This window comes from Rhodanobacter sp. KK11 (assembly GCF_033345435.1).
Taxonomy (GTDB): domain Bacteria; phylum Pseudomonadota; class Gammaproteobacteria; order Xanthomonadales; family Rhodanobacteraceae; genus Rhodanobacter.
The window spans coordinates 510,758-533,515 of the sequence record NZ_JAWPMI010000004.1 but is presented as its reverse complement, the minus strand read 5'-3'; the positions used below and the strand labels follow the sequence as shown (position 1 = coordinate 533,515).

Below are 22,758 nucleotides of genomic sequence, written 5' to 3'. Positions count from 1 at the left end.
CCTTAGAACCAGAGTCGGACGCCGGCCACCCACTGCCGGTCGAAGATGGGTTGATGATCGTCACGGGCAAAGTCGGCCGTGGCGCCGAAACGGCGTGTCCAGACCACGCCGATATAGGGCGCGAACTGCCGACGGATTTCGTAGCGCAAACGCAGCCCCAACTGGGCATCGGATACACCGCTGCCGATGCGTCGGGCCGGATCGGACTTGCCGTACGCGTTGACCTCGAATTCCGGCTGCAGGATCAGCCGCTGCGTGAACAGAAGTTCGTATTCGGCGCGCAAGCGGGCGGCCGTGCGGCCGGACGAGCCCACATAGCCTGTGGCTTCCAGCTCGAACCAGTACGGCGCCAGGCCCTGGATGCCGAACGCTGCCCAGTTGCGACCGGGACCTTCGCCCAGTTCGTGGCGTACCCCGAGCTGGGTGCTCCAGAAGGTGGCGACGTTGCGATTCCAGAACGCTTCGACGTCGCCGTCCTCCAGCTTGCCGCGGCTGCGTTCGCCTTCGGTGCGGAACCATAGCTTGTTGATGTCGTTGCCGTACCAGCCTTGCGCTTCCCAAGTCTGTCCGTTGCCGTTCTTGCCATGGAACGCTTCCAGCTGATCGAACAGCAGCATGCCCAGCGGCGCGTTGTCGGCCATGTCCATGCCTTTCATGGGGCCGTAGCCTATGCCGTCGGAATAATCCGGACTGCGCGCATCAGGTGGTGCATTGCCGCCCTGCATCGGACCCATCGTCATGCCGGACATCGAACCCACGCCCGCCATGCCACCGTGGCCTGCCTTCTGCGTATCGGTGGGCATCGTGCCGTGACCCATCCCCTTCATGGCTTGTTGGCTCATGCCAGACATGGACGAGTGATCCATCCCCGATATGGTGTCGGAGGACGCCGCTGACGCGGCAGACGCCGCCGAGCCCGGCATCGAGCCATGATCCATCCCCGGCATGGAACGGTGATCCATGCCGTGCATCGCGCCGTGGTCCATGCCTTCCATGTTCCCCATGTCATGCGACGGGGTGGACGATTTGGCGGGTGCGTGCTTCTTCACTTTCTTGGCTGTCGCTTGCGCGGCCGGCTTCGGAATGCTGCTCGCGCTGGCCGGCATGGTCATCCCAGGCATGCTGCCGTGATCCATGCCCGGCATCGTGCTCATGTCCATGGAGGACGTACTGCTCGACGGAGCCGGAACACTTTGTGCCGACACCACCCATGGCAAGGCCAGCAGCAGCGCGACCAGCAGCGCCGTGTGGCGCGGAGCGATTAAGATATGACGATGTGTTTTCATGACACCACCACCTCGCGGAACATGCCCGCCTCCATGTGGTACAGCAGATGGCAGTGGTAGGCCCAGCGGCCAGGGTTGTCGGCCGACACGGCATAGGTGATGCGCTGGGCCGGTTGCACATTGATGGTGTGCTTGCGCACCTGGAACTGACCTTCAGGGTTTTCCAGCTCGCTCCACATGCCGTGCAGGTGGATCGGATGGTTCATCATCGTGTCGTTGACCAGCACGATGCGCAGCCGCTCGCCGCTGTTGAAATGCACCGGCTTGGCGTCGGAGAACTTCACGCCGTCGAACGACCAGATGAAACGCTCCATATTGCCGGTCAGGTGCAGCTCGATTTCACGACTCGGTTCACGCGCATCGATCGGGCCACCGATGGTGTGCAGGTCGGCGTAGGTCAATACGCGCCGACCGTTGTCGCGCAGGCCTATACCCGGATCGTCGAGGTTGGTCCGCGGCATGTCGACATGCATGTCGACGCCGGGGCCGTACTCGGTGCGCGCGTGGCGGACCATGGGTTGACCGCCGGGCGTGAGATTGCCCATGCCTGGCATGGCCATCCCGTGCATGCCGCCCACGTCCATGCCGGGCATGGCATCCGCCGTATGCCCGCCGCCGTGGCCCATGGGGCCCATCGGCATGGCACCCATCATGTCCTCCATGCTCAGCCACACGCGCGGGTCCATCGCTGGTACGTCGGCCTGCATGCCCTCGCGTGGCGCCAGCGTCCCGCGTGCGTAGCCCGTGCGGTCGATCGACTGCGCGAACAGCGTATAGGCACGCGTGTCCTGCGGCTCCACGATCACGTCGTAGGTTTCAGCCACTGAAATGCGGAACTCGTCGACCGACACCGGAGCAATGTCCTGGCCATCGGCCGAGATCACCGTCATCTTCAGGCCGGGAATGCGCACGTCGAAAATGGTGGAAGCCGAACCGTTGATGAAACGCAGGCGCACCTTTTCGCCGGGTTTGAAGATGCCAGTCCAGTTGCCCGCCGGCGCCGCGCCGTTCATCAGGTAGGTATAGGTATAGCCGGAGACGTCCCCCAGATCGGTGGGATTCATGCGCATCTCATTCCACATCTTGCGCATCGCCAACGCCTGGCTCAGCCCCTTCTCGCGCACGTCGCGGAAGAAGTCGGGCACGGTGGGCTGGGCAAAGTTGAAGTAGTCGCTCTGCTTCTTGAGCTTGGCGTAGATGTGCTCCGGGTCCTCGTCGGTCCAGTCGTTGAGCATGACGACATAATCGCGATCGGTCGGGTAGCGCTCGGGGCCAGCCGGCTCGATCACCAGCGGACCGTACAGCGCGTTCTGCTCCTGGAAACGCGAGTGCGAGTGGTACCAGTAGGTGCCCGTTTGGCGCACTTCAAAACGGTAGACGAAGGTCTCGCCCGGCGCGATGCCATCAAAGGAAATGCCAGGCACGCCATCCATCTGGAACGGCAGAATGATGCCGTGCCAGTGGATCGATGTCGGTACACGCAAGCGGTTGGTCACGCGTAGGGTGACGGTGGTGCCTTCCTTCCAGCGCAGGATCGGACCGGGGATGCCACCGTTGACGGTGGTGGCCATGCGCGGCGCGCCGGTGTAGTTGACCGGCGTTTCGGCGATGTCGAGCGAAAAGTCGGTGCCGCTCAGCACGGTGGGGCGGCCGGGGCTGGTCAATGCCCAGACGTTTGGTGGACGAAGCAGGCCGAAACCAACTACGGCACCGCCGATGGCCACGCCTTGAACGAAGCGCCGACGTGACAAATCCGCCGGGGGCGGGGGAAGCATTTTCATGGGTCTCTCCAGGGCAAGCGATACCGACCATGCGATATCGATCACAGCCGATTGCTTGCGATCATCCACACGACGATCGCAAGCAAAGCTCATCGAAAATGAGGGAGAGTCAGACCGCCGGTGGTCGCAACGGAGGGGCAGTATTTACCGATGGCGCGCTGCTGGGCAGCGGCGTAGCGTAATTGGCGGTGATCGTCGCCGGGGCCACAACGTTAGCTGGTCCGGGTGGCAACGTGCTGCCGCACATGGCTGCACAGTTGCAGGCATGGCCCACTGAACCACCACAACAACCTGCATGGCCGTCGCAACAGGATGTCGACCCTTCGCTGGCCGTGTGGTGGTGACAGTGTTCACTGACCGCCGCAACCGTCGCGTGCATGGCATGCGAATGAGGGCTTCCCGTCATGCCCATCGGCGCAGCGGCCAATGAGTTGATGACCAGCATCAGCCACGCCAGCGCGCCCATCGCCCGGAGGCGACGTGAACGAGCGAGTTGACGCAGCGAGAAGGTCATGAGGCGAGCTTACCCGCGCGACCCGACACCCTCAACTCTGGAGTTGGGTATAGATGCCTCACGGCTTGCTGAAGCCCATGTGCAAGGTGATCTTGTCGCCGGCCTTCAGGTTGGCCATCGTGGATGGCGGAAAATGCACCTTCAAGGCCATCCCTTCGGTGGTCACGTCGACCACGCCCGTGCTTGCATTCACTGCCGTCACCGTCGCCGGCATCATGTGCATGCCCATCATCTTGTGCTGCATGCCTTTCATGCCCGGATGCATGGCATCCATCTTCTGCATACTGTTCGCTTCCGTCTTCGGCATGCTGCTCTGGGCAACGGTGACACCGCTGCCAGCCAGTGCAAACGCCACTAAACCAAGCATGGAATATAGTGATTTGCGAGAAATAGTCATGTGACCGTCTCCAACGCGAGTTGCCATACGCAACTGTATCGATCCTATGCCCACTTATGTGTACGGTAGTTGAAATTCCGGCTAATACCCTTGCTGCAGGCGACTTGGTTACACCTTCAAATAGCCTCAACGCCACAATGAGTTCTCGCATCTAAAGGTTCGGCGGCATCGATTCGCGTGAGCAATATGGCGCGAAGCTGCGAAACCTGGTCGTTACGGGATCGGCCGATAGATGCTGCTCACATATTGCCCATTGGCTGCTGGCTGATGGCTGATGGCCAAGTTTCCAACGATGAGGCTATCCAACCGTAGGGCCTCGCATTCGACCAATCTCCCAACTCACACTCGAGCCGCGCACCGTTACTGCAATCTGCTGCCCCATCCACTGCTCGATGACCGGCTTCCACGGAACCAGGCTGAATCCCATGCCGTCGTCCAACATGGCGTATCGGCCGCTGGCCAGCAGCACGCTGCGCCGGTAGATACCGGCCACACGCTGCCCATCGGTCACCGACCGATGCTCCAGGCCAGTTTCGGCAGCGATGTCACGCGTGGCCTTCGCCAACTCTCTGCTGCGCAGCGTCGCCAGTAGGTTACGCGCCAGAATCACTCGCTGCCCGCGCCGTTCAGCCAACCCCTGTTCCACCAGAAAGTCGGTGCGTTGGCGCAGCGTCTCCTTCACCTCTCCACCAAAGCCCATGTCGCCCAACCCCTTGCCACTTCCAATCAACTGCTGGTCCAGCCAGGTGGCACCGATCACGCGGGTCTGTCGCTCGATGGGCAGGTGTGACTTCAGTTCGATCGCGACGCCACCGCCCAGACGCTGGCTATCGTAGTGGCGGCCCTGTTCGGGCAGATCGTCCGGCACCTTCCATAGCCCCTCGGCCACACGCTCCACGATGCCGGCGCGGCGCAGGGCTTCGAGCCGGCGCACGTGCGCGGCCACTACTTCGTGCGGATCGCGGTCGGGCCTAACCTGGCCTTGGGCGACCGCCAAATGCCGGTCGGTGCGGTAGAGACCATCGACGGCCAGCGCGACGATGGTCTTGTCCGAGGCGCGTGCGCCGGCGGCGCCCTTGGCCTCGACGATGCTGCCGGTCGGGTATTGCTTCAGGTCCGTTCGTGGCGACAGCGTCACATAGTGCGCTTTGCCGTCCGTGCCATCCACGATGAGATAACCCTTGTCGTACAGCTCGTCGGCCAACCCCTTTGCAGCGATGCGGCCGATGATGGCGCGGCCATCCTCGCCCGGCTGGAACACGACCAGTTCGCGCTGCGTGCCGCCCATCGCCCGCTGCATGGTGCGAATGATGTCGCCGCGCTCGCCCATCGCCCGCAGAGTCGACTCGGCCTCGACGTGGATCACCCACGCGCCGGCTTGCGGTTGGCTCGCCAGCCCCATGCGCTGCAAACTTTGCAGGCGGCCAATCAACAGCTCGCGCTGGCGGTGCAGCCGAGCCTCGTTGAGGCGTTCGACATGCACCTGCCCATCGACGGCTTCGCGCTGCAAGGTGCGGTCCAGGCTGGTCCAGCGTTCCTGCTCGATTTCCCGTGCGAGCGTGCGTTGGATCTCCTGTTCGGTGCGCGGCCCCAGCCATTCGGTAGCGAGTTCGGCAGCGCGCTCGCGCAGGCCGCGGGTGAGGTATGCCTGCGCGATGATGAGGTCGCGGCCGGTGTCGTTCTTGCCGCGCAGGACGACGTGCGTATGCGGGTTGTCGGTGTTCCAATGATCGACTGCCACCCAGTCCAGCCGCGTGCCGAGGTCCGCCTCCAAGCGATTCATCAAGTGCCGGGTGTACGTGCGCAGATCGCCCAGCTCGGCGCCGTCCTCCGGCGAGACGATGAGACGGAACTGGTGCCGGTCGCCGTGTCCGCGTTCCTCGAACGCGGTGAGGTCGGCTTCGTCGGTCGCCGCGCCGTATGCCCTGCCCGGCTCGCCGTCGCGGCCCACGCCCTCGCGCTCGATGTAGCGCAGGTGCGTGACGGTCGAGCGTGCTCCGACCTGCTTCAGATATACCAACCGCACCTTGACGGCGGCGCGCCGCGAGTTGGCGGACAGCGACTGCCCGGTGAAGCGTGCCGCCACATGGCCGCGCCCCAACCGCGCGCCAGGCGTCTTGCCGCTCCGGCCACCGGTGGCATTGGCGGCCTTGCTCGTCTGGCGCAACACCTGGTTGATGAAAGCGTCTCCGCGGTGCTTCGGCGCGCCCGGGCGGATACGGAAACGGTCGTCGCCGTCCGAACGGTCGCGTCGGCTCATCGGGAAGCTCCATCCAAGGCCATCGCATCAGCGGATGGAAGGCACGCGATATCTCCTGAGCCGGCCTGACCTTGCTCCAACTCGCGGCACGGTGCCGCGTACCGGCGCGTGCCGCACCACCCCCATGTGCAGACACGCCTTGTGCGCACCGTGGTGCCGTACCCTTCAATCTTGCCCTGCATCTCTCCCCGACCTGACGGCACGGGGATGCGATGCCCCGGCGGCGCTGCGCGATGCGCAGCCTGCCAGCCGGCGAGCGCCTGCCATGCCAGCGGCATGGCGCGCTCAGGGCAAGCCGTCTGCACGGATGAAAACCACAGAGAATGTCGCGCAACGTGCGGCGCGAATGTGGCTGCACGGCTGACACGACGACACGGCGTGGAATACCGGAACGGCACGCCGGATGACACGATGATGCGCAGCGAACCGGCGGTCATCGTGGGCGTGCTTTCAGCCACACCGGATGCGCCACGCCAAGCACGGTGTCGGCGCGCACCGGTCCAAAATACCGGCTGTCGAACGACGCCGGGTTGGTCGTACTGAGCAGGAACAGTTCGCCAACGCGAAGACGCCGGCAGTGTGGCCAGGCATGCAGCGGTCGGCCCAGCCTATCGGTGCGCAACACGGCGGCCATCGGCACACCGTCGATGCGCACAATGCCTTCGGTGATGCACACCTGCTGCGGCGCGACGGCAGCGATCGATTTGAGCAGAGGGATGCGCAATGGCAGGTAACCGCGCCGCGCAGCCAGCGCGGCGGCGGTGGCCGGCAACGGAACCAGCACGATGCTGCCGACGTGCATCGCAGGTGACAGCGATCCAGCATGGCGTGCGAGCGGATCGATGCGATACCAGCCGACCGCCACGCTGTCGGACGGGTTGTACACCAGGCGCGACAGCGGCGACGCAAAGGACGCCCAAGCCAGCGCAGCTAGGCCGCCGGCGGCCAGTGTCGCCACGATGAGGAGAGTACGCCGGCGCGAATAAGGGTGCGGCGCCGTGTCGGTGGTGGGAATGGCCGTCATGACAGCGCCCTCCCCGCCAGCCAGGCGGCGTGCCGCTCGGCGGTGTAAATCGGCAATGGCCCACGCGCGATGAGCCGGTTGCCCAGCATGCGCCAGTACGCTGGCGATACGTCGACCGGCGCGATGCCCAAGGACTCGATGGCGTCGATGAGCGGCAGCACGAGGCGAACCATGCGTTCACCTTCGGCGTGCAGCAGCAGGCATGCGCCCGGCCACACACCAGGGATGCGCTGCGCGGCATCCATCGACGTGCATGCCTGCATCACCATGAGCTGCCAGCGTACCGTGCCGTAGTCGTTGGCCTCCCAGCGGATGCGGCAGAAGATCGACGCCGGCCAGAACGCCGCTACGCGCCGCCACCGATCACGTTGCACGTGATACGCCGGTTCACCGAAGCGCAGATAGAGGTTGAAACGATGCGCGACGTAAGCGAGCGAGACCCGAGTCAATAGCTCGTGATCGATGAGCGCCGCGAATGGCGGTGGCGCGACCGCTGCCACATAAGAAGAAGCATTCATGGGGTGTTCTCCGGGAACTCGCGCTCCAGCTGCACGCGTAGCAGCTCGGCCACCGTCACGCCTTGCGTGAAGGCCGAGACCTTGATGCGCGCACGCAGCGCGGGCGTGATGTCGAGCGTCAGGCGCGCGGTGTAGAGGTCGCCTTTCTGAAGGTCGGCGCCGTCGCCCTGGCGAATCCACGCCTCGGCGTGCGGATTCATCGGTGGACGTGCGCCGATGGCGGTGCGCTTGCTACGTGCATGACTCATGACGGCCACCGCAGCAGCTCGTCGGTCAGTGCCGTGATCTCGCATGCGGCAGCGCTGTTGGGTACCAGTTCACGTGCAAGTTGACCGGCCGCCACGCTGTCGGCAAAGACGATGCGCTGATGGATTTCCGATCGCAGCGATGGCAGCGGTTGTTCGGCGAGCGCACCGCGTGCCTCGCGGCCGATGACGGTGGTGCTGACGCGCCGGTTGATGACGAAGGCGGCGGCGAGCTGTGGCCGGAATACCTGCGCCTCGCGGATCAACGCCACCATCTCGGCACTCGCCCACAGATCGTAGGGACTCGGTTGCACCGGCACCAGCACACGGTCCGCTGCCAGCAGTGCCGAGCGCGCCAGCGCGGCGATGCGCGGCGGCCCGTCGATCACGACATAATCGCTGCGGCGTGCCAGCTCCGGCGCTTCCTGGTGCAGCGTCTCGCGTGCGAGGCCCACGGCGCTGAACAACCGTGGCAGACCCTGCTGGCTGCGTCGCTGGGTCCAGTCCAGCGCCGAGCCTTGCGGATCGGCGTCGATCAGGATGACCTGCTGACCGCGCAGTGCCAGTTCGCCGGCAATGTGCGTGGCGAGCGTAGTCTTGCCGACGCCACCTTTCTGGTTGAGCAAGGCGACGATCATCGGACGGTTCTCCCTGACGGAAAACGGTCTATTGATCGACCTGGGAAACGCGGTGGTTCGGGTCGTGGGTGTGGCCGTTGCTTTTGCGTTTCAGCAGCTGTCCACTGCCACGGCGTGGCTCTATTACCCGTTAGTGTTCTTGGGTTAGATAAGTTAGAGGCCGCGCAAGGCCGCGCGCTGATTGGGTTTGCGGCCGACTTTGTTGCCTGATAGCACGAGGACGTGTTGCCCGATAGCATGATACTTCGGTTGCCTGATAGCACGAGTCCATTCACCGCTTGTCCCCGAGTTATCCCCGTGCCGTGTACGGCACGGGCCGGAAGGTCAGCAGCTCCGCTTTGCGGTTGGGCATCCATTCGATGCCGAGCACATAGCCGGGCAAGGATTGTTTCGCCACCAGCGCACGCAGGTCGACGGCGAAGTCGTAAAACCGGGCCATGCTGCCGGACTTGCGATACAAGTACGCGAAGTCGAACTGCCAGCCGCCGGCCTGGCGTCCCCCGTGTTTGCGCACGAGGCGATACAGCCAGCGTTCGATGCCGCCGGTGAGCCGGAAGTACGCCGGGTCGATGGTCAGCACCAAGGTGGCATCGAGTACGCCGGCATAGAACCAATCCGGCAGGATCAGCTCGATGCCCAGTGACGTACCGTGCACATCGGCCCGCTCCTTCCACTCGTTGATCCACGAGAAGCGATGCAGACGCCGTTTGGTCGTCTCGCGGATTGAGGTTGCCACCGTGGTCGATTGCAGGCGATCCAGTGCGGCCTTGAAGCGCTGATAGTCGCGCAACGATGTGCCGCGCCCGATGAAGCGCAAGATCTCGTAAGGCGTGGCCCGCATCAGCCGCGAGGTCGGGATGCCGTCGTCGCGGGCTTCCACGATCTGGCTCGCGGCCCAGATCAGGATGTCGGCGTCCCAGATCGTGGCGATGCCGTGTTCCTGCGTGCCCTCCACGCGCACGGTCACACCACCGGAATGGAAGTCGATCGGCGTGGTGCGCCGCGACTTCGCCAACGAGAAGAACGGAAACGCCATCAGGTCCTGGCTGTCGCGCGGGGCCATGTCGCCCGGCAACGCGCGGAACAGCGTGAGCTGTTCGCGTGCCGGGCGGGACATGGCGAGGGCCGCCCACGCACTGCCGGTCAGCGTGCACGGCTGCCGGCCGAGTGACGCTCGGCGTACTCGGGGTCAGACGTGGCCTCGAAGCTGCGCGCATCGGCCCAGGCATCAAGATCCGCGACGGCGTACATGACGCGCCGGCCGAACTTGCGAAAGCGCGGTCCGTCGCCGATCACGCGTCGCTTCTCCATCGTGCGCGGCGACAGCCGCAGGTGGTCGGCGGCTTCGTCGTTGGTCAGGTAGCGCGGTGGTTGGGCAGTTGCAGCGGGTTGCGGGGCAACGGTATGGGCGGCATAGGGCCGCACAGGAGCGGGTCGCATGTGGGAAGCCTCCATCGATTGGGAGCACCGGCGGCGACAGTGCTGCCGGATGGAGGCAGTCTCGGAAAAGCGGCGGGTTGCGCAGAGGGTCGTTTTGCAGCGCAGGCAAAACGACCCTCTCCAAGTCATTCGAGTTGTGCGAGGCGGCGGTAGCCGCCGTGCATCAGCGTCCGGCCCCGGCGTACCAGGCGACGCACGCGCGAACGCAGGCCGCCGTCTGCGTACCAGCTTTCGGCGACCGTATCGACACCAAAAAGTCCCGCCCCCGTTTCGCGCAAGGACGCGCCCGCCAAGGTCGCATCGAGCGCCTGCAAGGTGTGTAGTTCCAGCAGCGCGGCAGGCGTGGGACGGCTGCGCGCCAATACCGAAGGCGCGGCGCTACCAGTGGCAGCCCGCTGTTCCAGCCAGGCCGTCAACAAGCGCTGGAGCGTGCCGACCGAGGCGCTGGCGCGGAGGACATGGACGTAGGCCATGCCGTCCGCAAGGCCCGGCGCCAACGCTAGCCGCAGGCAGCTGCCGGGCCAGCGCGCCAGCAGCAAGAGGCGCTTACCGTCGTGGAGAAGGCATTTGTGGCCGGGAATGCGCCAGAAGGCGAAGACAACGGCACCCGGCGGCGGATCGACGTCCGGATAGAGCTGGAGCACGCTGTCGTGGTCGGGGAACCAGACGGGATGCGCATCGCGCGCATCCCTTGCCGGGTCTTCGAGCAGGTGCAGGCCCCAGGCGTGCGCCGCATCGGATCGGCGATGATGGCGCAACCATTCGCGCCGATAGTCGGGGTTCCTGCGCAGGTACTCCCATGCCAGCGCAGGGCCGTCGAGGTGCAGCACGTAGAGATACGCAGCAATGGGATACCAAGGCTCGGCGCTTCGATCGACCATGGTGCACGCTTCCCTCATTGAGCAGGAACATCGCCACGGTCGTCGCTGTGCAGGGACGACGGTATCACTTCAAGGCGTCATCAGGCCTGGGGTAAAGTAACCATCGGTGTCCAGTCCGATAGGCTCCGGCATCTTGCACGTGCAGTCCAAATCGTGACGGCTGTGCGTGCGCGAATCGCACGCAGCACGTAACACCCTGCCGCAAGCCGCGTCCCGCATCGTGACTTTTTCGGTCAGGCAGCCCCCTCTCGCCACGCAAGAGTGGCGTTTCAGACAATCCGGGTATCGAACCAGACCAAGAAAGAAAGGAAGCGAGGCGCGATCAGTCCGGGATCGAGCCGTCGAGCTGTGCCACCCGCACATACCCGGATAGCGGCCGTGCTGCGTGGAAGTACAGGTCGCGCAGGATGGGCCGCCCGAGCGGCCCGACGATAGCGGCCAAATCTGACAGTTTCACCACGCCTAGTGCGGGCATCCCGATGCCAAGATCGATCAATCCCCAGGCTGTATTGCCGTCGGTGGGATCAAGCGCGGCCAGCAGCCAGGTCGCGTGCGCGTCCGGCGTGAACAGTCGTACCACCGGCATCGGGTCGACGGTCTGGCCAGCAGCGCGTGCCTCGCCGACGGCGAGCAGTTGCGCGCGTTGTTCGTCGGTAACGAGCGGCTGGGTCATGGCCAGGAATCCCACGAAACCAACAATGCATGGATACGCTTTGCCGCCAAGGCGCGGAAGCGTCGAAGCGGATGTGTGCTTTCGTGCGGAAGCACGAAGGCGAAAGCCATCGAATCCGTACATGCACGGAAACGTCGATGCGCAATGGCGCATATCAGGAAAGACACGGAAGCGGCTCTCCGGTTCTGTCGAAATCCGTCAAAGCTGATTTCAGTGACAGGACAACAGGCTAAATCGCCACCAATGAGTTAAAGATAACGTGGTTTTGATTGTCCCTCGACCGGACGCTTCTGTCCATGCAGAAGCGCCCCGTCCAACCCGGCCGACCGGCCGGCGCCACCACCTTCGATGCCGAACTGGCCCGGGCATTCGGCGCGGCGGTGCGCGCATTGCGGACGGAGCGCGGCATCGCCCAGGAGTTGCTGGCGAACCAGGCCGGGATCGAGCGTTCCCATTTGGGAAAGATCGAGCGCGGCGAGCACATGCCCACGCTGGCGATCATCTTCAAGATCGCCAGCGCGCTGGAGTGCAGCACGGCTGCACTGATGAGCGCGACGGAAAGCCAGCTCGCGGCGTCCGGCGCGTAGCTTTTGCCGTGCTGCCTCCGGCACCACGGCGCCCCGCCGCAAGGGGCCGGGCGCCGTGGTGGTGGTTAGTCCGCCTGCTGCGGCTTGCTGCGCGACCAGATCAGGTCGTGCGTGCCGCCCTCGCTTTCGATCAGGCGGGCATAGACCGTTGCCGGGAACGAAGGATCGTCGAGGGTCACGGACACGTAGGGCCGTTCGGCCTTGCTGACTTTCTTCCACGCCGCGCCGATGTCGTGGCCGGCCGCCTGTACGCGGAAGTCGGGGGCGTTCTCGCTATCGCCCTTATCGTTGGGAACCAGCTTGACCTTGACGTTGAGCGTCAGGGTGCGGAGCGTGCCGGTGAAGCCGTCTTTCTCTGCGGTGAAGGTGCCGATGTTAGCCATGATGTTTTCTCCTTTCGGGTTGAACAAGGTCGCGCCCATCGCGTCCTTGTTGTGAACCGGCCGGCGGGGGATGGGCCGGCCGCACCGCGCAGCGGGCGCAACACCGTGGAGCACCCGGAAGCGAAAAGAATTTGCTGCGCGAGGAAGCCGCGCAGCGGCGGGGAAATTGTTTTCGCTGGAGGGTTGCGGCCATGAAGCCCAAGGCGCAGCCGCGCCCTCGCCAGGATTCACAACGAGACAAGGACGCAGGGGCCGTCCGCCACCGAAAGGAGACAGGGCCGACTCGACATTCCGCACGACGGCTGCACCGGCTCGTGCCCTGACGAGGGCAAGGTCAACACCCCAGCGACAGGCGAGAACGCCCCCTGGCGCAACGTGCAGCGACGTGCTTGAGGCGTGGCGTGGAAGTTCCATAGGCAAGGCCGGGCGGCGTGTCGGTGAACCGTCCTTCGTGACGGCCAGGCGGCGAGCCACCAGCGTCGAGGACGGCACGCTCCGGCACAACCTGCTGCAGCAAGCTGGGGCGTAGCCCCACGGGCCCCGCCCATGGCGGGGGGCGCGCGAACCCGGCAAGCGGAGCGCGCAGCGCCGTCAGGCGCGAAGGCATGAGGGATCGAAGCCGGATGGCCGTGACGGCGCAGCCGGCACGGGGCGCAGCCCGAGAGCCCGGCGGCGCGCAAGCGCCGCCACGCCCTGTTCCCGCCTCCCTAACCAGCTACGCCGAAGCGAACGCCCTACAGGATGAAGCTGCCCTGGTCGGCATAGCCGTGCGGCTCGATCGCCACCGCGGCCACCCGTGCCTGCACGGCACGCTTGCACGAAAAACCCTCGCCGCCGTCCTGTATCCACGCGCCGAGCCGGCGCTCCAGCCAGCCATGCGCGGACGCCGCACCATCCTCGATACCGCCGCAACGATCCGCCTCGATCTCTCCGTTGCGCGGGTCGAGCAGCACATGGATCGACAGCTCATCGCCGCTGATCGCGGTAACGGCGGCGGTTGCCGACAGATCGCCGTCGAAGGTGAAGCGATACAGGCCGCGCCTGCCGCCGTTGTTCTTCGGATCGGCACCGGACCACCAGTCCTCACCCGGCGACAATCCGAACAGATGCTGCTCCAGGCCGGCGTTGATCGCCGCCACCATCAGGTTGCGCCACCCCGTCCAGCGCACCCCGCGCTGCTTGCGCAGCGGAAAGGTCTTGAACGGCGAGTAGGAACGATCCAGCTCCGGCAGCAGATGCAGGTCGTCGGGCGGGTTGTAGCCCAGTTGCCGCAGCCGCTGCACCGCACGCGCATTGTTCGGTTTGCTGGCCTCGGCAGTAGCGCGACCGGCGAGTGCGGCGCGTAGCGCCGCATGGGTTCTGAAGCCGAGCGCGGCGGCCACAACCTCGCTCATGTGCGCGGAACGGACGCCGTTAACGCGACGCTCTGCCCGCTCCTTGAGGTTGCGGACGGCGGCTTCGGAAACAAAGTAGGTAGATGCAGACATGCCGAATTCCTCTGTGCATGGCCGATGTCTGCCGATTACGCATCGACCGAAGGAATGGGCACGGTCAACGTCATGGATGAAGCGGTAGAGAGCGTCGTTTAACCCGGCAGAAGGTTCAGCGCGACGCGGCTGACACGAACATCATAGCGTCCGATGGCCGGGAAGCAAGGCGTTGGAGAATGCCCCGGACTTCCCCCGTCGCCGCCTGGCCGAAGGCGGCGACGGGACGATTTTGTCGTGAAACCGGGCGCGGCAAACTTACCGCACCCGGTTCGGGGGAAAGCCCCGGCGCAGTGCGCCGGGCCATGCCGCGGAGTCACGCGGCCAGCGCGTGAGCCTCCGCCTCGTTGGTGGCATCCTCCGGCGCATCGTCATCGCTCGCCGCCTCCGGTCCACCTTCCGGCTCCGTGTGGTGCCCGGTCTGGAACATCGCAGGCATCCAGCCGGTGCCCTCGGCCAGCCGTTCGGCTTCGCTGGCCATGTCGCCCTTCTTGAGCTTCGACAGGCGGGTGACGTGCGCCGGGGCGTACCGCCCGACGGCTTCCAGAATCGCGACCTTCGATACGTGCCGGAAATAACCCCCGGCGGTCGGCTTCCACCATGCGGCCATATCCATCCCCACGGCCTGCGCCAGTTCCACGCCGGGCTGGTGCTGCGTGGTGCGCGGCGTCACCACGTCCACGGTGGCCGCGACGCACACGGCCAGCAGCCGTACCAGCTCATCTTGCGACTTCGCCAGCAGCGCCGCGAACAGTTCGGCGCTGTCCCGTGGCAATCCGTCGCGCGCGACTTTCTGCGCCGTGCACAGCGCCACAGCGGCAGGCGATTCCGACACGTCCGGGGCAAGGCTTTCCAGCCGGCCCTTCACGGTCAGGCGCACGCCAAGCGGCAGGCCGTTGCCATAGGTGCCGGGCTGCAAGACAGTCTGCACCATGCCATGCGCCAGCGCGGCCAGCGCGACGTGCGGGTGCTGCGCGACTTCGATTTGCAGCGCCGCCGTGCGGTGGGCGCTCAACCGCTGCGCCAGCCGGTCGGAGACGTTCGCGGCCTTCGGTGCTTCGTCGGTATCGCCTTCGTCCTCGTTCGTCGCTCCGCCTTCCGCGAAACCCTGCCGCAGCCGGTGCAGCGTGCGCAGCGCCTTGGCCTCGGGCTCGCGCAGCAGTCCGCGATGGATCACGGTTTCGCCTTCGCGGTCGATGGTAACGATGGCACCGGCCACGGCACGCACATCCGGCGCGTAGTCCTGCAAGGCGTCCTCGATGGCTTGCAGTTCCCCAACCAGTTGGTCACGGCGTTCTTCCAGCGTTGCCACCTTGTCCTCGTCCTCGGCGTCGTAGGCTTCTTCCAGCGTCGTGTCGATCTTGTCGAGACGGCCTTGCAACGAAGCGATGCGACGAGCTTCGCGCGCAGTCGGCTCGCGGCGCTGGCGCGGCGCGTTCTGGAACGTCTGCCGGTCGGCGTGGCGCATCTGCGGCACGGCTTCCACCCATGCCCAACCTTCGGCACGCACTTCCTCGGCCTGCATGTCGAGCTTGCCGCGCACCAGCGTTTCCAGCAGCGCAGCGTCGGTCAGGTAGGTTCCTGCATCGCCTTCAGCGAACAGGTCGCGGCGGATGCCGCCGCCCGCCTCGGTGTAGGCGTCCAGCCCGACGAAACGCACCAGCGCATGACTGGCGCTGATTTCGCGCCCGGTCAGGCGCTCGCGCAGCGCGGACGCGCCGCGTTGCCACTCCGGTGCAGCGTAGAACGCGGCTTCCTGCGCAGCGTGATCGTCGGTGATGGTCAAAGCCATCAACTGCTCCAGCGTCACATCACCGGCGCGGTAGTCGGCCAGAAGGCGCGGCGAGACATTGGCGAGCTTCAGGCGGCGCTGCACCACCAGCGGGGACACGCCGAAGTCGGCGGCAATGTCCTCGATGGGGCGGCCTTCCTTCACCAGTGCAGCGAACGCCTCGAACTGGTCGGCGGGGTGCATCTGCTCCCGCAGCAAGTTCTCGGCCAGGCTGACGGTGCGCGCCGAGGCATCGGGCACCAGCAGGCACGGCACTTCGTGGTCGGCACTGATGCGCTTCTGCTTCGCCAACAGCTTCATGGACGTTCGGCGACGATCTCCAGCCACGACTTCGTAGTTCTCGCCATCGGCGGCGAGGATGACAACGAGATTTTGCAGCAGGCCAACGCGGGCAATGCTCGCAGCCAATTCCGGGATGGACTGGCGCGGCGTCGTGCGCGCGTTGCGCTTGGAGCGGCGCGGTAGCAGCCGCGACAGTGGCACCAGGATCAGGTTCTTGGTGGGGTCGGCCACTTCCAGCGGCGCGGCGGCTTCGATGACATGGGCTTCGGCTTTGGTAACAGCATTCATGGTGAACACTCCAATCGGTTGAGGGATGCAGCAGCACGGGAAGCGGTAAGGGCTGCTGCCCGCCCCTGCCGCTGTGGGGTTCAGGCTTTCAACTGGCGCAGGCCATCGGCCAGCAGCCACAGGGCGCGATTCAGGCGCAGGTCTTGGTCGATGCCCTGCACAGGGCGAGTGGTCTGGCGGCGACCGCTTGCAGCGCGTGCGGACAACCCGCCCTTGATGAGATTTTCCTGCGTGCGGTTGAACACGCTCCACAGGTCGTGGCGGCTGTCGTCGTGACGGCGCGGCGCGAGCAACTGCGTTTCGGTGATGGGCGCGGGCTTGCCGGGGTCGTCGTACTTCAGCGCCAGCGCGGCGCGGGCGAACACTTCCGATTCCCCGGCGTCCAGCGTGATGGCCTGCATGGCGTCGCGGGATGCCTGCGCACGCTCGAAGCCATGCAAGACGTCGTAAGCGCCTTCGATGACGTGTCCGGCCACGTCGCCCTTGTGCGGTACGCGCACGTCCGCCACGGTGTCGCCGCATACCAGCCCGTTCTGGCACACGAACCGGAACATGCCGGCGAGCATCTGATAGCTGCTCGTGCCGTCGTGCGAGTTCAGCAGGATGATTTCGTTGGCTTCGCGGCCATTGATCTGGCTGGCGTGGCGCAGCCGGATCATGTGCTTGGTGTACTCGCGGCGGTCGTCGTGGCGCACGCGGGTCTGGCACACCATGAACGGCTCGAAGCCTTCCCCGCGTAGTTCCTGCAGCACGGTGGCGGTGGGGATGTAGCTGTAGCGCTCGGAGCGACTTTCGTGCGGGGCGTCCGCGAAGATGGACGGAGCTACGGTGCGGATTTGGTCGTCGGTCAACGGATAGTCCGAACGCAGCACCGGCGAATGGGAAGCGAAGCGGGAGGCAAGTTGCATGGTCGTTCTCCTGACAGGGGTTGCTGTTCAATCCCCACCGGATTCCTAGATTCGGAGCCCGCTTTGGACTTCCGGTGGGGTCGGCGCGGAGACCTGGGCCGGTCTCGTTGCCACCGTCTTTCCTGAGTTCATCGCCCGCGACGGTCAGGAGCGCGCGGACGGGGGCCGTCAAGGAGGCAAGCGCAGGGTTGGTGCGGCCCGCAGGTGCAGCCGAGGACACGGCCCTGCGCGCCTTGACGGCACACGGCCGCGGGCTACAGTCGCGGACAAGGTGATGAAGTCAGGAAAGGCGGATCGACGGGCAACAGCCACTGCGTCGGCGCCAAGCCACGCAAGCGAAGCGCGCAGGCCCGGATCCCCGAACCGGGCCGAAGGCGTCAGCGATATGGAAGGCTGGCGAATGCCAGTCCCGTCAGGGATGAGCGGGTGGCGAACCTGGAGCAGCGCGATCCGCGCAGCGGAGGCGCAGAACTTCCACTCGCTTATTATTCATTCCGACCGCCGGCGACGGCTGCAGAACAGAACGTACAATCACAAGCAACCCGATGATGAAAGAGCATCGACCGCACGGGAGCGCCCCCACCACCTTGGAGGCAGACATTCTCAAGGTTCGGGCCTTTGAAATGGTTACAGTCCTCTTCTACGTGGAGGACTTGCGTCAATTCATCGTGCATTCCATTCGGTTCACCGACAAGCTGCTTGGCTCGATCCGGCTAACTAACGGGGAGACTAAAACCAAGGAGGGCAAACAGATGGATCTAGCGCGTGCAGCGCTGGTTTCCGAGGGGATCATCAATCAAGCCGAGAGCGACGAACTGTTTGATCTGATCAATTACCGCAATCTTATTGGGCACCAAATCCACGAGCTGACTGTGGATGTGGGGGCCTATTCAAATCGGACTCGTCTTGACCCCACGACCTATGAGCCCATCCCTGCCTATGACTACACGGCAGCAAAGCGGGCGAAGACACTCCGTCTCAAGGTCATGGAGGGAATGGCAGGCAAGTTCGTCATGGCAGTGAGCATGAGTAGTCTGGAGTTCGAGGCTGCCGAGAAGACTTATTGGGCCGAGATCGAGCGGCTGAAGAAGAAGATCAACAAGGGTATTGAACGGGCCAACAAAGCAATCACGGAAACGAACCGCGCCATTAGGTCCGTGCCCGAATCCGTGAGGGCGATGGCACAGCCCTATCACGCTCGCAACATCCGAGAGAATGGTTCCTTGACCAAGGCGGGCCGGACCTGCGCATTTCAACTCTTTGACGCCAAGGCAACTCCATTGGCTGTCGCCTATATGATGCGAATTTCGTTGAGGTCGGCAAATCGTTGGTTCAAGAAGTGGCAGATTCAAAACGGCTAGCTCATCGTAGCAACGCGCAAAGTCTTGTCTTTCGGCTTGAACCTCGCCAACCCGAGCGCCTGGCCGGTGAGGCCGCAGGCGTTAACTGTTAGTCTACGGGCCGCACGTCATTCACTCAGAGGATCTGCCATGGCTGTCAAACTCGATGGACTATCGCCGAAAGAACTGCAGGCGCTGATCGACCAGGCGCAGTCGCGCATGGAATCTGCCCGCGCGGCGCATATCCAGAGCGTCAAGGCCAAGATCGACGCGCTTCTCAAGAGCGAAGGCTTGCAGCTCTCCGACATCTACGCGGGACGGGGCGGCAAACGTGGCAAGCGTCGTGGCGCGGGGGTACCCAAATACCGCAATCCGGCCGACCCTTCCCAGACTTGGACCGGTTACGGCAAGCGGCCGATGTGGTTCCAGCAGGCGCTGAAGCGATCCGGCGTGACCGAGGAATCGCTGCTGATCACGCCCTCCACCCCGAAGAAGTCACCCGCGAGCAAGGCCGCCCGGAAGCAGGTGACGAAGAAGCCGCCCCGGAAGGCGACTAAGTAACGCCATCCTCTTTGGCGGGCTCGCCTCCGGAGCATCCGGACCCCTGGCTCAATCCTCCCAGGTTTCCGCCGTCGCCAGTTGCCGGGCCAACCAGGCGTCGTCGAGCAATTCCTCAAGGATCGCCAATGGAATCGTGCGCCAGTCGTAGCGATCCATGACCGGCGGAAACTGCTTTGGAAAGTGACACTGAAGGAAGGTCCGCTCGTCTTCCAGAGGAACTAGTTGCTCGTTGACCCAAGCATAGATTGCGTAGGGATGATTCGCCGTTTTCAGCAGAAGCTGGATAGGCTTTCCATTCACCCGGCAATACTTTCTTTCGTGATGATCGAGTGTGGTCGTCAACACGTCGGTGCCTTCGCATCGTGCTCGCGTCAAGAAATCGACCGCACATCGATGGATCGGATAGACGCGGACCCGGACGCCCCTGAGCACCGCCTCATCACCGTATTTGTCCGTCAACCATGCCCGCGCCGCGACCAAGCGATGGTTGCCGTTCGCGCATTCGGCCACCCCACCGAAGATCGACAGCCTCAACTGGTAGAGGCTGCTCGGTGCCGGGAAATACGCTTCTTTGGTCGGCGACTCGAAATAGTCGAAGACGTCGCTCGACCAGCCGTCGCCATGGATGCGATACGTGATCGTTCGCCAGGTATCGCCCGGCGACCAGAAATCCCGACGGCCCAACGCGACGATGCGGGCCACCGGCACGTCCACATAAACGGTTTGCTTGGCTTCAAAGTCAACGAGTCCATAAAGCCCGAGGTCCCTGTCCAGATAGACCGGACGGTCCAGCGATGCGCCGCTGGCCGTCCTGGCCGCGGTGTGGATGTGTTCAATAGCAGTCAGTGGCATCGATGCAGTGCCGGCGGTGGATGCTCCCAGTATGCCAACCTGACGGCGCGTAGCGCCGAAGGCGCGACGGTATCGGCTCCGCAGAAAGAAAAGCGGTGCGTCGCCCTGCAAGGCGACGCACCGGAGGGCGCCCAAGCGCGATCAGTTCGCCGGCCGCGCCATCATCGACTGAAGCCGCTCGATCACGCCGGGTTCGACGAATACGCACGGCAGGTCAGTCGCGATCGGCATGTTGAACACGCGAACGAACACGTCGCATCTCAGGTGCGCCACGCGGTCCGTGCGATATGCCTGTTCGGGCTTCAGTTTTGCACCGCCCGCCGGCGATCCGCTGCGTTGCGGATCACACTCGATTAGCGCGACAAAACCATCGTCAAACAACTTCTGGTGTTCGGCGCACAGGCCCCAGCCGGTGGCCGTGTAGTGCTCCATGCTCGCGCGCAGACGGCGATCCAGCAGGATGGTGCCAGTCTCGAAGCGAACGCCGCAGACAAGGCAAACGTGTTGTTCGAGGGAAACGTGCGATTTGTCGTTCATGACGATCTCCGGTTGCACGGGCGGAATTGCCCGGAACCGTCGCCAGCACGGCGCAGCGCAAGCCGTCAGGGGGCGAAGCCGACCGCTAGGACGCCAGCGCCATCGGCGCGCAGCCCTTGACGGCGAGAACGCCGTGATACGGTGAAGGGAACAGCAAGACCGCCCAGCCACCTCCCAGGAAGGCTCGGACAGGCAAGCGGAGTGCGCTGGCCCCGATCTCGGAGCCGTACCGAAGGCGTCAGCCGGGCGGAGCGAGGATGGAAGCCCGAAGGGGCGAGACTTGCGCAGCAAGGCTCGATGCGCAGGACGACAGCGCGACCGGCCATGATTGTCGGCCGGCGACGCTCAATTGAAGCTCAATCAGCCAAGGGAGACGACGGCCATGCCCCAACAGGAAAAGCTCGATGCGCTGTACCGGCTTCTGCAAGAGATGACGCTCTGCGTCAGAAAGGATGTCGTATCCACAAGCACGCGATGGACGGAGCGCATCGAGAAAACGCTGATGCTCGCCTTCATCACCGCCATGATTGGTCTGGCCATCACCGCCGTTTGGTACCGGCTCGCATCGAATAAACCTCTCCACGGCGTACCCGAGCCCATCAAGGTCATCTACCTTGTCGGCATGCTTTTGGCAGCGCTGTATATGATCACCATCATCATAAGTCTCGCGAGCATGCTCTGGCGGCATCGCCGCGAGCGTTTCGCCGCGGTTCTCAGGCCGCTCAAAAAGGACCTTTCCCAGGATCTCGACTTTCTGCTCCAGCTCGGAGACTTCGACAAGCCGACGTTGACGTATGGGCTTGTCCAGTACCGCCATCACTACGGAGTTTCGGACGGTCGGGTAGCCATGCTTGTCGGCGACATCCGCAAGATCGGACTGTTCCCCGCACTGATGGCGGTCGCCGTCGCCGCGGCGGCCCTACTCAAGGCAAGCGGCAGCAATCCCTTCCTCTGGGCACCTTTGATTCTCGCCGGTTGTTTCTATCTGGTGAGCGTCGTGGTGATTGGGCAGCGCGAACGGGCCAGCCAAGTGGTCGCGCTGCTGGAATACGCGGTTGACCAAGCCAACCAGCCGGAAACTATGGGTCCGGCCCTCAACGTCGGGCACGATGAGCGCGTTTCCAGCGTGCAACAACAGGGATCCGTCATCGCGGAACGCAGCACAAACACGAATGCGGCCGCCCTCCAGGTGGCACCATGATCCGTGTGAGGATCGATTTGCATGGCGCAGCAAAAAGGGGGCCGAAGCCCCCTTGGCTTAAAGCAGACCGCGCTCGGCGAACGACACCGTGCTGTTGCCGGCAATGATGAAATGATCCAGCGTGCGTACCTCGATCAGCGCCAGCGCCTCCCGCAACTGGCGCGTGATCATTCTGTCCGCTTGGCTGAGTTCGGGGTTTCCGCTCGGATGCGGGTGCGCCAAGATCACCGCCGCCGCATTGAGCCGCAGCGCTTCCTTGACGACTTCGCGCGGATGCACCGACGCACCGTTGAGGGTACCGCGAAACATCTCGACGTATTCAATCAGGCGATGGCGATTGTCGAGGAACAGCACTGCGAACACTTCGTGGTCGAGCCCGGCCAGCTTGGCGCGCAAATACGTCCTCACGTCGGCCGGTGAACTGAAATCGGCACCGCGCTGCATCTTCTGGTCGACGACCTGGCGTGCCGCCGCCAGGATCTGGTTGGCCGTCGCGCTGTGATAGCGGCCACGCGCATCGCGCACCAGCAGCGAGGATTCGGCAGGAGAGGAAATGTGCGACATGATCGTGCTCCGGTTGCTCGGGCGGCATTGCCCGGCACCGGCGCCAGCACGGCGCAGCGCAGCTGTCAGGGGACGAAGCCGGCCGCGAGGACGCCAGCGTGCGAGGCACGCGCAGCCCTTGACGGCGAGACCGCCGTGATACGGTGAAGGGAAACAGCAAGCCGCCCACCCACACACCACAACATCGGCAAGCGGAGCGCGCAGGCCCGCGAGGGCCGAAGGCGTCAGGGATCAAAGCCGGGTGGCCGCGACTCGGTACGAGGTGCGGCGCGCAGCCCGCGAGCCCGACGGCGGCATGCCGGGACGCTATCGCAGCAAC

At 64.6% G+C, this 22,758-nt stretch carries 23 protein-coding genes; 4 read left to right on the top strand and 19 right to left on the bottom strand.

The annotated features are described in order from the left end of the window. Positions 1 to 2 precede the first annotated feature (2 nt). The 12 genes from R5H19_RS13055 to R5H19_RS13000 all read right to left on the bottom strand — a co-directional run bounded on the left by R5H19_RS13055 (position 3) and on the right by R5H19_RS13000 (position 11,657). Positions 3 to 1,286 carry a copper resistance protein B gene (locus R5H19_RS13055; RefSeq protein ID WP_318159427.1) on the bottom strand — a complete coding sequence of 428 codons (1,284 nt, stop codon included), beginning with the start codon at positions 1,284 to 1,286 and terminating at the stop codon, positions 3 to 5. Then, a complete protein-coding gene (locus R5H19_RS13050) occupies positions 1,283 to 3,067 on the bottom strand; it encodes a copper resistance system multicopper oxidase (RefSeq protein WP_318159545.1) in 1,785 nt (594 codons plus the stop codon). Before R5H19_RS13050 ends, R5H19_RS13055 begins: the two co-directional genes overlap by 4 nt. Positions 3,068 to 3,639: 572 nt before the next feature. Beyond that, positions 3,640 to 3,978, bottom strand: a complete 339-nt coding sequence (locus tag R5H19_RS13045) for a hypothetical protein (protein ID WP_318159426.1) — start codon at positions 3,976 to 3,978, stop codon at positions 3,640 to 3,642. Positions 3,979 to 4,276: 298 nt separating this feature from the next. Next, positions 4,277 to 6,238, bottom strand: a complete 1,962-nt coding sequence (locus tag R5H19_RS13040; RefSeq protein ID WP_318159425.1) for a relaxase/mobilization nuclease and DUF3363 domain-containing protein — start codon at positions 6,236 to 6,238, stop codon at positions 4,277 to 4,279. A 433-nt stretch (positions 6,239 to 6,671) separates the two neighbouring features. Beyond that, positions 6,672 to 7,262 (bottom strand): S26 family signal peptidase, encoded by a 591-nt coding sequence (locus R5H19_RS13035; RefSeq protein WP_318159424.1) that lies wholly within the window; start codon positions 7,260 to 7,262, stop codon positions 6,672 to 6,674. Beyond that, on the bottom strand, positions 7,259 to 7,780 hold the full coding sequence (locus R5H19_RS13030) for a DUF2840 domain-containing protein (protein WP_318159423.1): 522 nt from the start codon (positions 7,778 to 7,780) through the stop codon (positions 7,259 to 7,261). The genes R5H19_RS13035 and R5H19_RS13030 overlap by 4 nt, the downstream gene beginning before the upstream one ends. Further along, a complete protein-coding gene (locus R5H19_RS13025; protein ID WP_318159422.1) occupies positions 7,777 to 8,028 on the bottom strand; it encodes a chromosome partitioning protein ParB in 252 nt (83 codons plus the stop codon). The genes R5H19_RS13030 and R5H19_RS13025 overlap by 4 nt, the downstream gene beginning before the upstream one ends. Then, complete coding sequence (parA, locus tag R5H19_RS13020; protein WP_318159421.1) at positions 8,025 to 8,663, bottom strand: ParA family partition ATPase; 639 nt, start codon at positions 8,661 to 8,663, stop codon at positions 8,025 to 8,027. The genes R5H19_RS13025 and parA overlap by 4 nt, the downstream gene beginning before the upstream one ends. 289 nt (positions 8,664 to 8,952) lie before the next feature. Further along, entirely contained in the window at positions 8,953 to 9,780 is an 828-nt protein-coding gene (locus R5H19_RS13015; protein WP_318159420.1) for a replication initiator protein A, read from the bottom strand. Between the two features lie 26 nt (positions 9,781 to 9,806). Continuing rightward, positions 9,807 to 10,103 (bottom strand): helix-turn-helix domain-containing protein, encoded by a 297-nt coding sequence (locus tag R5H19_RS13010; protein WP_318159419.1) that lies wholly within the window; start codon positions 10,101 to 10,103, stop codon positions 9,807 to 9,809. A gap of 125 nt (positions 10,104 to 10,228) precedes the next feature. Next, entirely contained in the window at positions 10,229 to 10,984 is a 756-nt protein-coding gene (locus R5H19_RS13005; protein WP_318159418.1) for a DUF2285 domain-containing protein, read from the bottom strand. A 322-nt stretch (positions 10,985 to 11,306) separates the two neighbouring features. Further along, the gene (locus R5H19_RS13000; protein ID WP_318159417.1) at positions 11,307 to 11,657 is read right to left on the bottom strand and encodes a DUF2958 domain-containing protein; all 351 of its coding nucleotides are present in this window, start codon (positions 11,655 to 11,657) and stop codon (positions 11,307 to 11,309) included. 296 nt (positions 11,658 to 11,953) lie between these two features. Between R5H19_RS13000 and R5H19_RS12995 the strand changes: the two genes are divergently transcribed. After that, on the top strand, positions 11,954 to 12,244 hold the full coding sequence (locus R5H19_RS12995; protein WP_318159416.1) for a helix-turn-helix transcriptional regulator: 291 nt from the start codon (positions 11,954 to 11,956) through the stop codon (positions 12,242 to 12,244). A gap of 65 nt (positions 12,245 to 12,309) precedes the next feature. On the opposite strand, the gene R5H19_RS12990 is transcribed toward R5H19_RS12995, so the two are convergent. The 4 genes from R5H19_RS12990 to R5H19_RS12975 all read right to left on the bottom strand — a co-directional run bounded on the left by R5H19_RS12990 (position 12,310) and on the right by R5H19_RS12975 (position 17,384). Continuing rightward, positions 12,310 to 12,627, bottom strand: a complete 318-nt coding sequence (locus R5H19_RS12990; protein ID WP_318159544.1) for a DUF736 domain-containing protein — start codon at positions 12,625 to 12,627, stop codon at positions 12,310 to 12,312. A 734-nt stretch (positions 12,628 to 13,361) separates the two neighbouring features. Next, positions 13,362 to 14,114 carry a hypothetical protein gene (locus R5H19_RS12985; protein WP_318159415.1) on the bottom strand — a complete coding sequence of 251 codons (753 nt, stop codon included), beginning with the start codon at positions 14,112 to 14,114 and terminating at the stop codon, positions 13,362 to 13,364. A gap of 316 nt (positions 14,115 to 14,430) precedes the next feature. Then, a complete protein-coding gene (locus R5H19_RS12980; protein WP_318159543.1) occupies positions 14,431 to 16,476 on the bottom strand; it encodes a ParB/RepB/Spo0J family partition protein in 2,046 nt (681 codons plus the stop codon). 80 nt (positions 16,477 to 16,556) lie between these two features. Further along, the gene (locus tag R5H19_RS12975) at positions 16,557 to 17,384 is read right to left on the bottom strand and encodes a DUF932 domain-containing protein (protein WP_318159414.1); all 828 of its coding nucleotides are present in this window, start codon (positions 17,382 to 17,384) and stop codon (positions 16,557 to 16,559) included. A 545-nt stretch (positions 17,385 to 17,929) separates the two neighbouring features. Between R5H19_RS12975 and R5H19_RS12970 the strand changes: the two genes are divergently transcribed. Continuing rightward, positions 17,930 to 18,745: a hypothetical protein gene (locus R5H19_RS12970; protein ID WP_318159413.1), complete on the top strand. Its 816-nt coding sequence runs from the start codon at positions 17,930 to 17,932 to the stop codon at positions 18,743 to 18,745. 129 nt (positions 18,746 to 18,874) lie between these two features. Then, positions 18,875 to 19,285 (top strand): H-NS histone family protein, encoded by a 411-nt coding sequence (locus R5H19_RS12965; RefSeq protein WP_318159412.1) that lies wholly within the window; start codon positions 18,875 to 18,877, stop codon positions 19,283 to 19,285. Between the two features lie 48 nt (positions 19,286 to 19,333). Here the strand turns inward: R5H19_RS12965 and R5H19_RS12960 are convergent, their stop codons facing one another. Both R5H19_RS12960 and R5H19_RS12955 read right to left on the bottom strand, forming a co-directional pair. Then, positions 19,334 to 20,137: a hypothetical protein gene (locus tag R5H19_RS12960; RefSeq protein ID WP_318159411.1), complete on the bottom strand. Its 804-nt coding sequence runs from the start codon at positions 20,135 to 20,137 to the stop codon at positions 19,334 to 19,336. 141 nt (positions 20,138 to 20,278) lie between these two features. Then, entirely contained in the window at positions 20,279 to 20,674 is a 396-nt protein-coding gene (locus tag R5H19_RS12955) for an ATPase (RefSeq protein WP_318159410.1), read from the bottom strand. A gap of 382 nt (positions 20,675 to 21,056) precedes the next feature. Here R5H19_RS12955 and R5H19_RS12950 point away from each other — a divergent pair, with 382 nt between their 5' ends. Beyond that, the gene (locus R5H19_RS12950) at positions 21,057 to 21,875 is read left to right on the top strand and encodes a hypothetical protein (protein WP_318159409.1); all 819 of its coding nucleotides are present in this window, start codon (positions 21,057 to 21,059) and stop codon (positions 21,873 to 21,875) included. A 57-nt stretch (positions 21,876 to 21,932) separates the two neighbouring features. On the opposite strand, the gene radC is transcribed toward R5H19_RS12950, so the two are convergent. Continuing rightward, positions 21,933 to 22,439, bottom strand: a complete 507-nt coding sequence (radC, locus tag R5H19_RS12945) for a DNA repair protein RadC (RefSeq protein ID WP_318159408.1) — start codon at positions 22,437 to 22,439, stop codon at positions 21,933 to 21,935. Between the last annotated feature and the right edge of the window lie 319 nt (positions 22,440 to 22,758).

What these genes read in the sequence shown, in the direction of transcription:
- R5H19_RS13055 (WP_318159427.1), bottom strand. Translation starts at nt 1,286, where the DNA reads ATGAAAACACATCGTCATATCTTAATCGCTCCGCGCCACACGGCGCTG.
- R5H19_RS12970 (WP_318159413.1), top strand. Translation starts at nt 17,930, where the DNA reads ATGATGAAAGAGCATCGACCGCACGGGAGCGCCCCCACCACCTTGGAG.
- R5H19_RS12990 (WP_318159544.1), bottom strand. Translation starts at nt 12,627, where the DNA reads ATGGCTAACATCGGCACCTTCACCGCAGAGAAAGACGGCTTCACCGGC.
- radC (WP_318159408.1), bottom strand. Translation starts at nt 22,439, where the DNA reads ATGTCGCACATTTCCTCTCCTGCCGAATCCTCGCTGCTGGTGCGCGAT.
- R5H19_RS13000 (WP_318159417.1), bottom strand. Translation starts at nt 11,657, where the DNA reads ATGACCCAGCCGCTCGTTACCGACGAACAACGCGCGCAACTGCTCGCC.
- R5H19_RS13035 (WP_318159424.1), bottom strand. Translation starts at nt 7,262, where the DNA reads ATGACGGCCATTCCCACCACCGACACGGCGCCGCACCCTTATTCGCGC.
- R5H19_RS13040 (WP_318159425.1), bottom strand. Translation starts at nt 6,238, where the DNA reads ATGAGCCGACGCGACCGTTCGGACGGCGACGACCGTTTCCGTATCCGC.
- R5H19_RS12965 (WP_318159412.1), top strand. Translation starts at nt 18,875, where the DNA reads ATGGCTGTCAAACTCGATGGACTATCGCCGAAAGAACTGCAGGCGCTG.
- R5H19_RS13010 (WP_318159419.1), bottom strand. Translation starts at nt 10,103, where the DNA reads ATGCGACCCGCTCCTGTGCGGCCCTATGCCGCCCATACCGTTGCCCCG.
- R5H19_RS12950 (WP_318159409.1), top strand. Translation starts at nt 21,057, where the DNA reads ATGCCCCAACAGGAAAAGCTCGATGCGCTGTACCGGCTTCTGCAAGAG.
- R5H19_RS12955 (WP_318159410.1), bottom strand. Translation starts at nt 20,674, where the DNA reads ATGAACGACAAATCGCACGTTTCCCTCGAACAACACGTTTGCCTTGTC.
- R5H19_RS13030 (WP_318159423.1), bottom strand. Translation starts at nt 7,780, where the DNA reads ATGAATGCTTCTTCTTATGTGGCAGCGGTCGCGCCACCGCCATTCGCG.
- R5H19_RS12975 (WP_318159414.1), bottom strand. Translation starts at nt 17,384, where the DNA reads ATGCAACTTGCCTCCCGCTTCGCTTCCCATTCGCCGGTGCTGCGTTCG.
- R5H19_RS13015 (WP_318159420.1), bottom strand. Translation starts at nt 9,780, where the DNA reads ATGTCCCGCCCGGCACGCGAACAGCTCACGCTGTTCCGCGCGTTGCCG.
- R5H19_RS12985 (WP_318159415.1), bottom strand. Translation starts at nt 14,114, where the DNA reads ATGTCTGCATCTACCTACTTTGTTTCCGAAGCCGCCGTCCGCAACCTC.
- R5H19_RS12995 (WP_318159416.1), top strand. Translation starts at nt 11,954, where the DNA reads ATGCAGAAGCGCCCCGTCCAACCCGGCCGACCGGCCGGCGCCACCACC.
- R5H19_RS13025 (WP_318159422.1), bottom strand. Translation starts at nt 8,028, where the DNA reads ATGAGTCATGCACGTAGCAAGCGCACCGCCATCGGCGCACGTCCACCG.
- R5H19_RS13045 (WP_318159426.1), bottom strand. Translation starts at nt 3,978, where the DNA reads ATGACTATTTCTCGCAAATCACTATATTCCATGCTTGGTTTAGTGGCG.
- R5H19_RS12960 (WP_318159411.1), bottom strand. Translation starts at nt 20,137, where the DNA reads ATGCCACTGACTGCTATTGAACACATCCACACCGCGGCCAGGACGGCC.
- parA (WP_318159421.1), bottom strand. Translation starts at nt 8,663, where the DNA reads ATGATCGTCGCCTTGCTCAACCAGAAAGGTGGCGTCGGCAAGACTACG.
- R5H19_RS13050 (WP_318159545.1), bottom strand. Translation starts at nt 3,067, where the DNA reads ATGAAAATGCTTCCCCCGCCCCCGGCGGATTTGTCACGTCGGCGCTTC.
- R5H19_RS13005 (WP_318159418.1), bottom strand. Translation starts at nt 10,984, where the DNA reads ATGGTCGATCGAAGCGCCGAGCCTTGGTATCCCATTGCTGCGTATCTC.
- R5H19_RS12980 (WP_318159543.1), bottom strand. Translation starts at nt 16,476, where the DNA reads ATGAATGCTGTTACCAAAGCCGAAGCCCATGTCATCGAAGCCGCCGCG.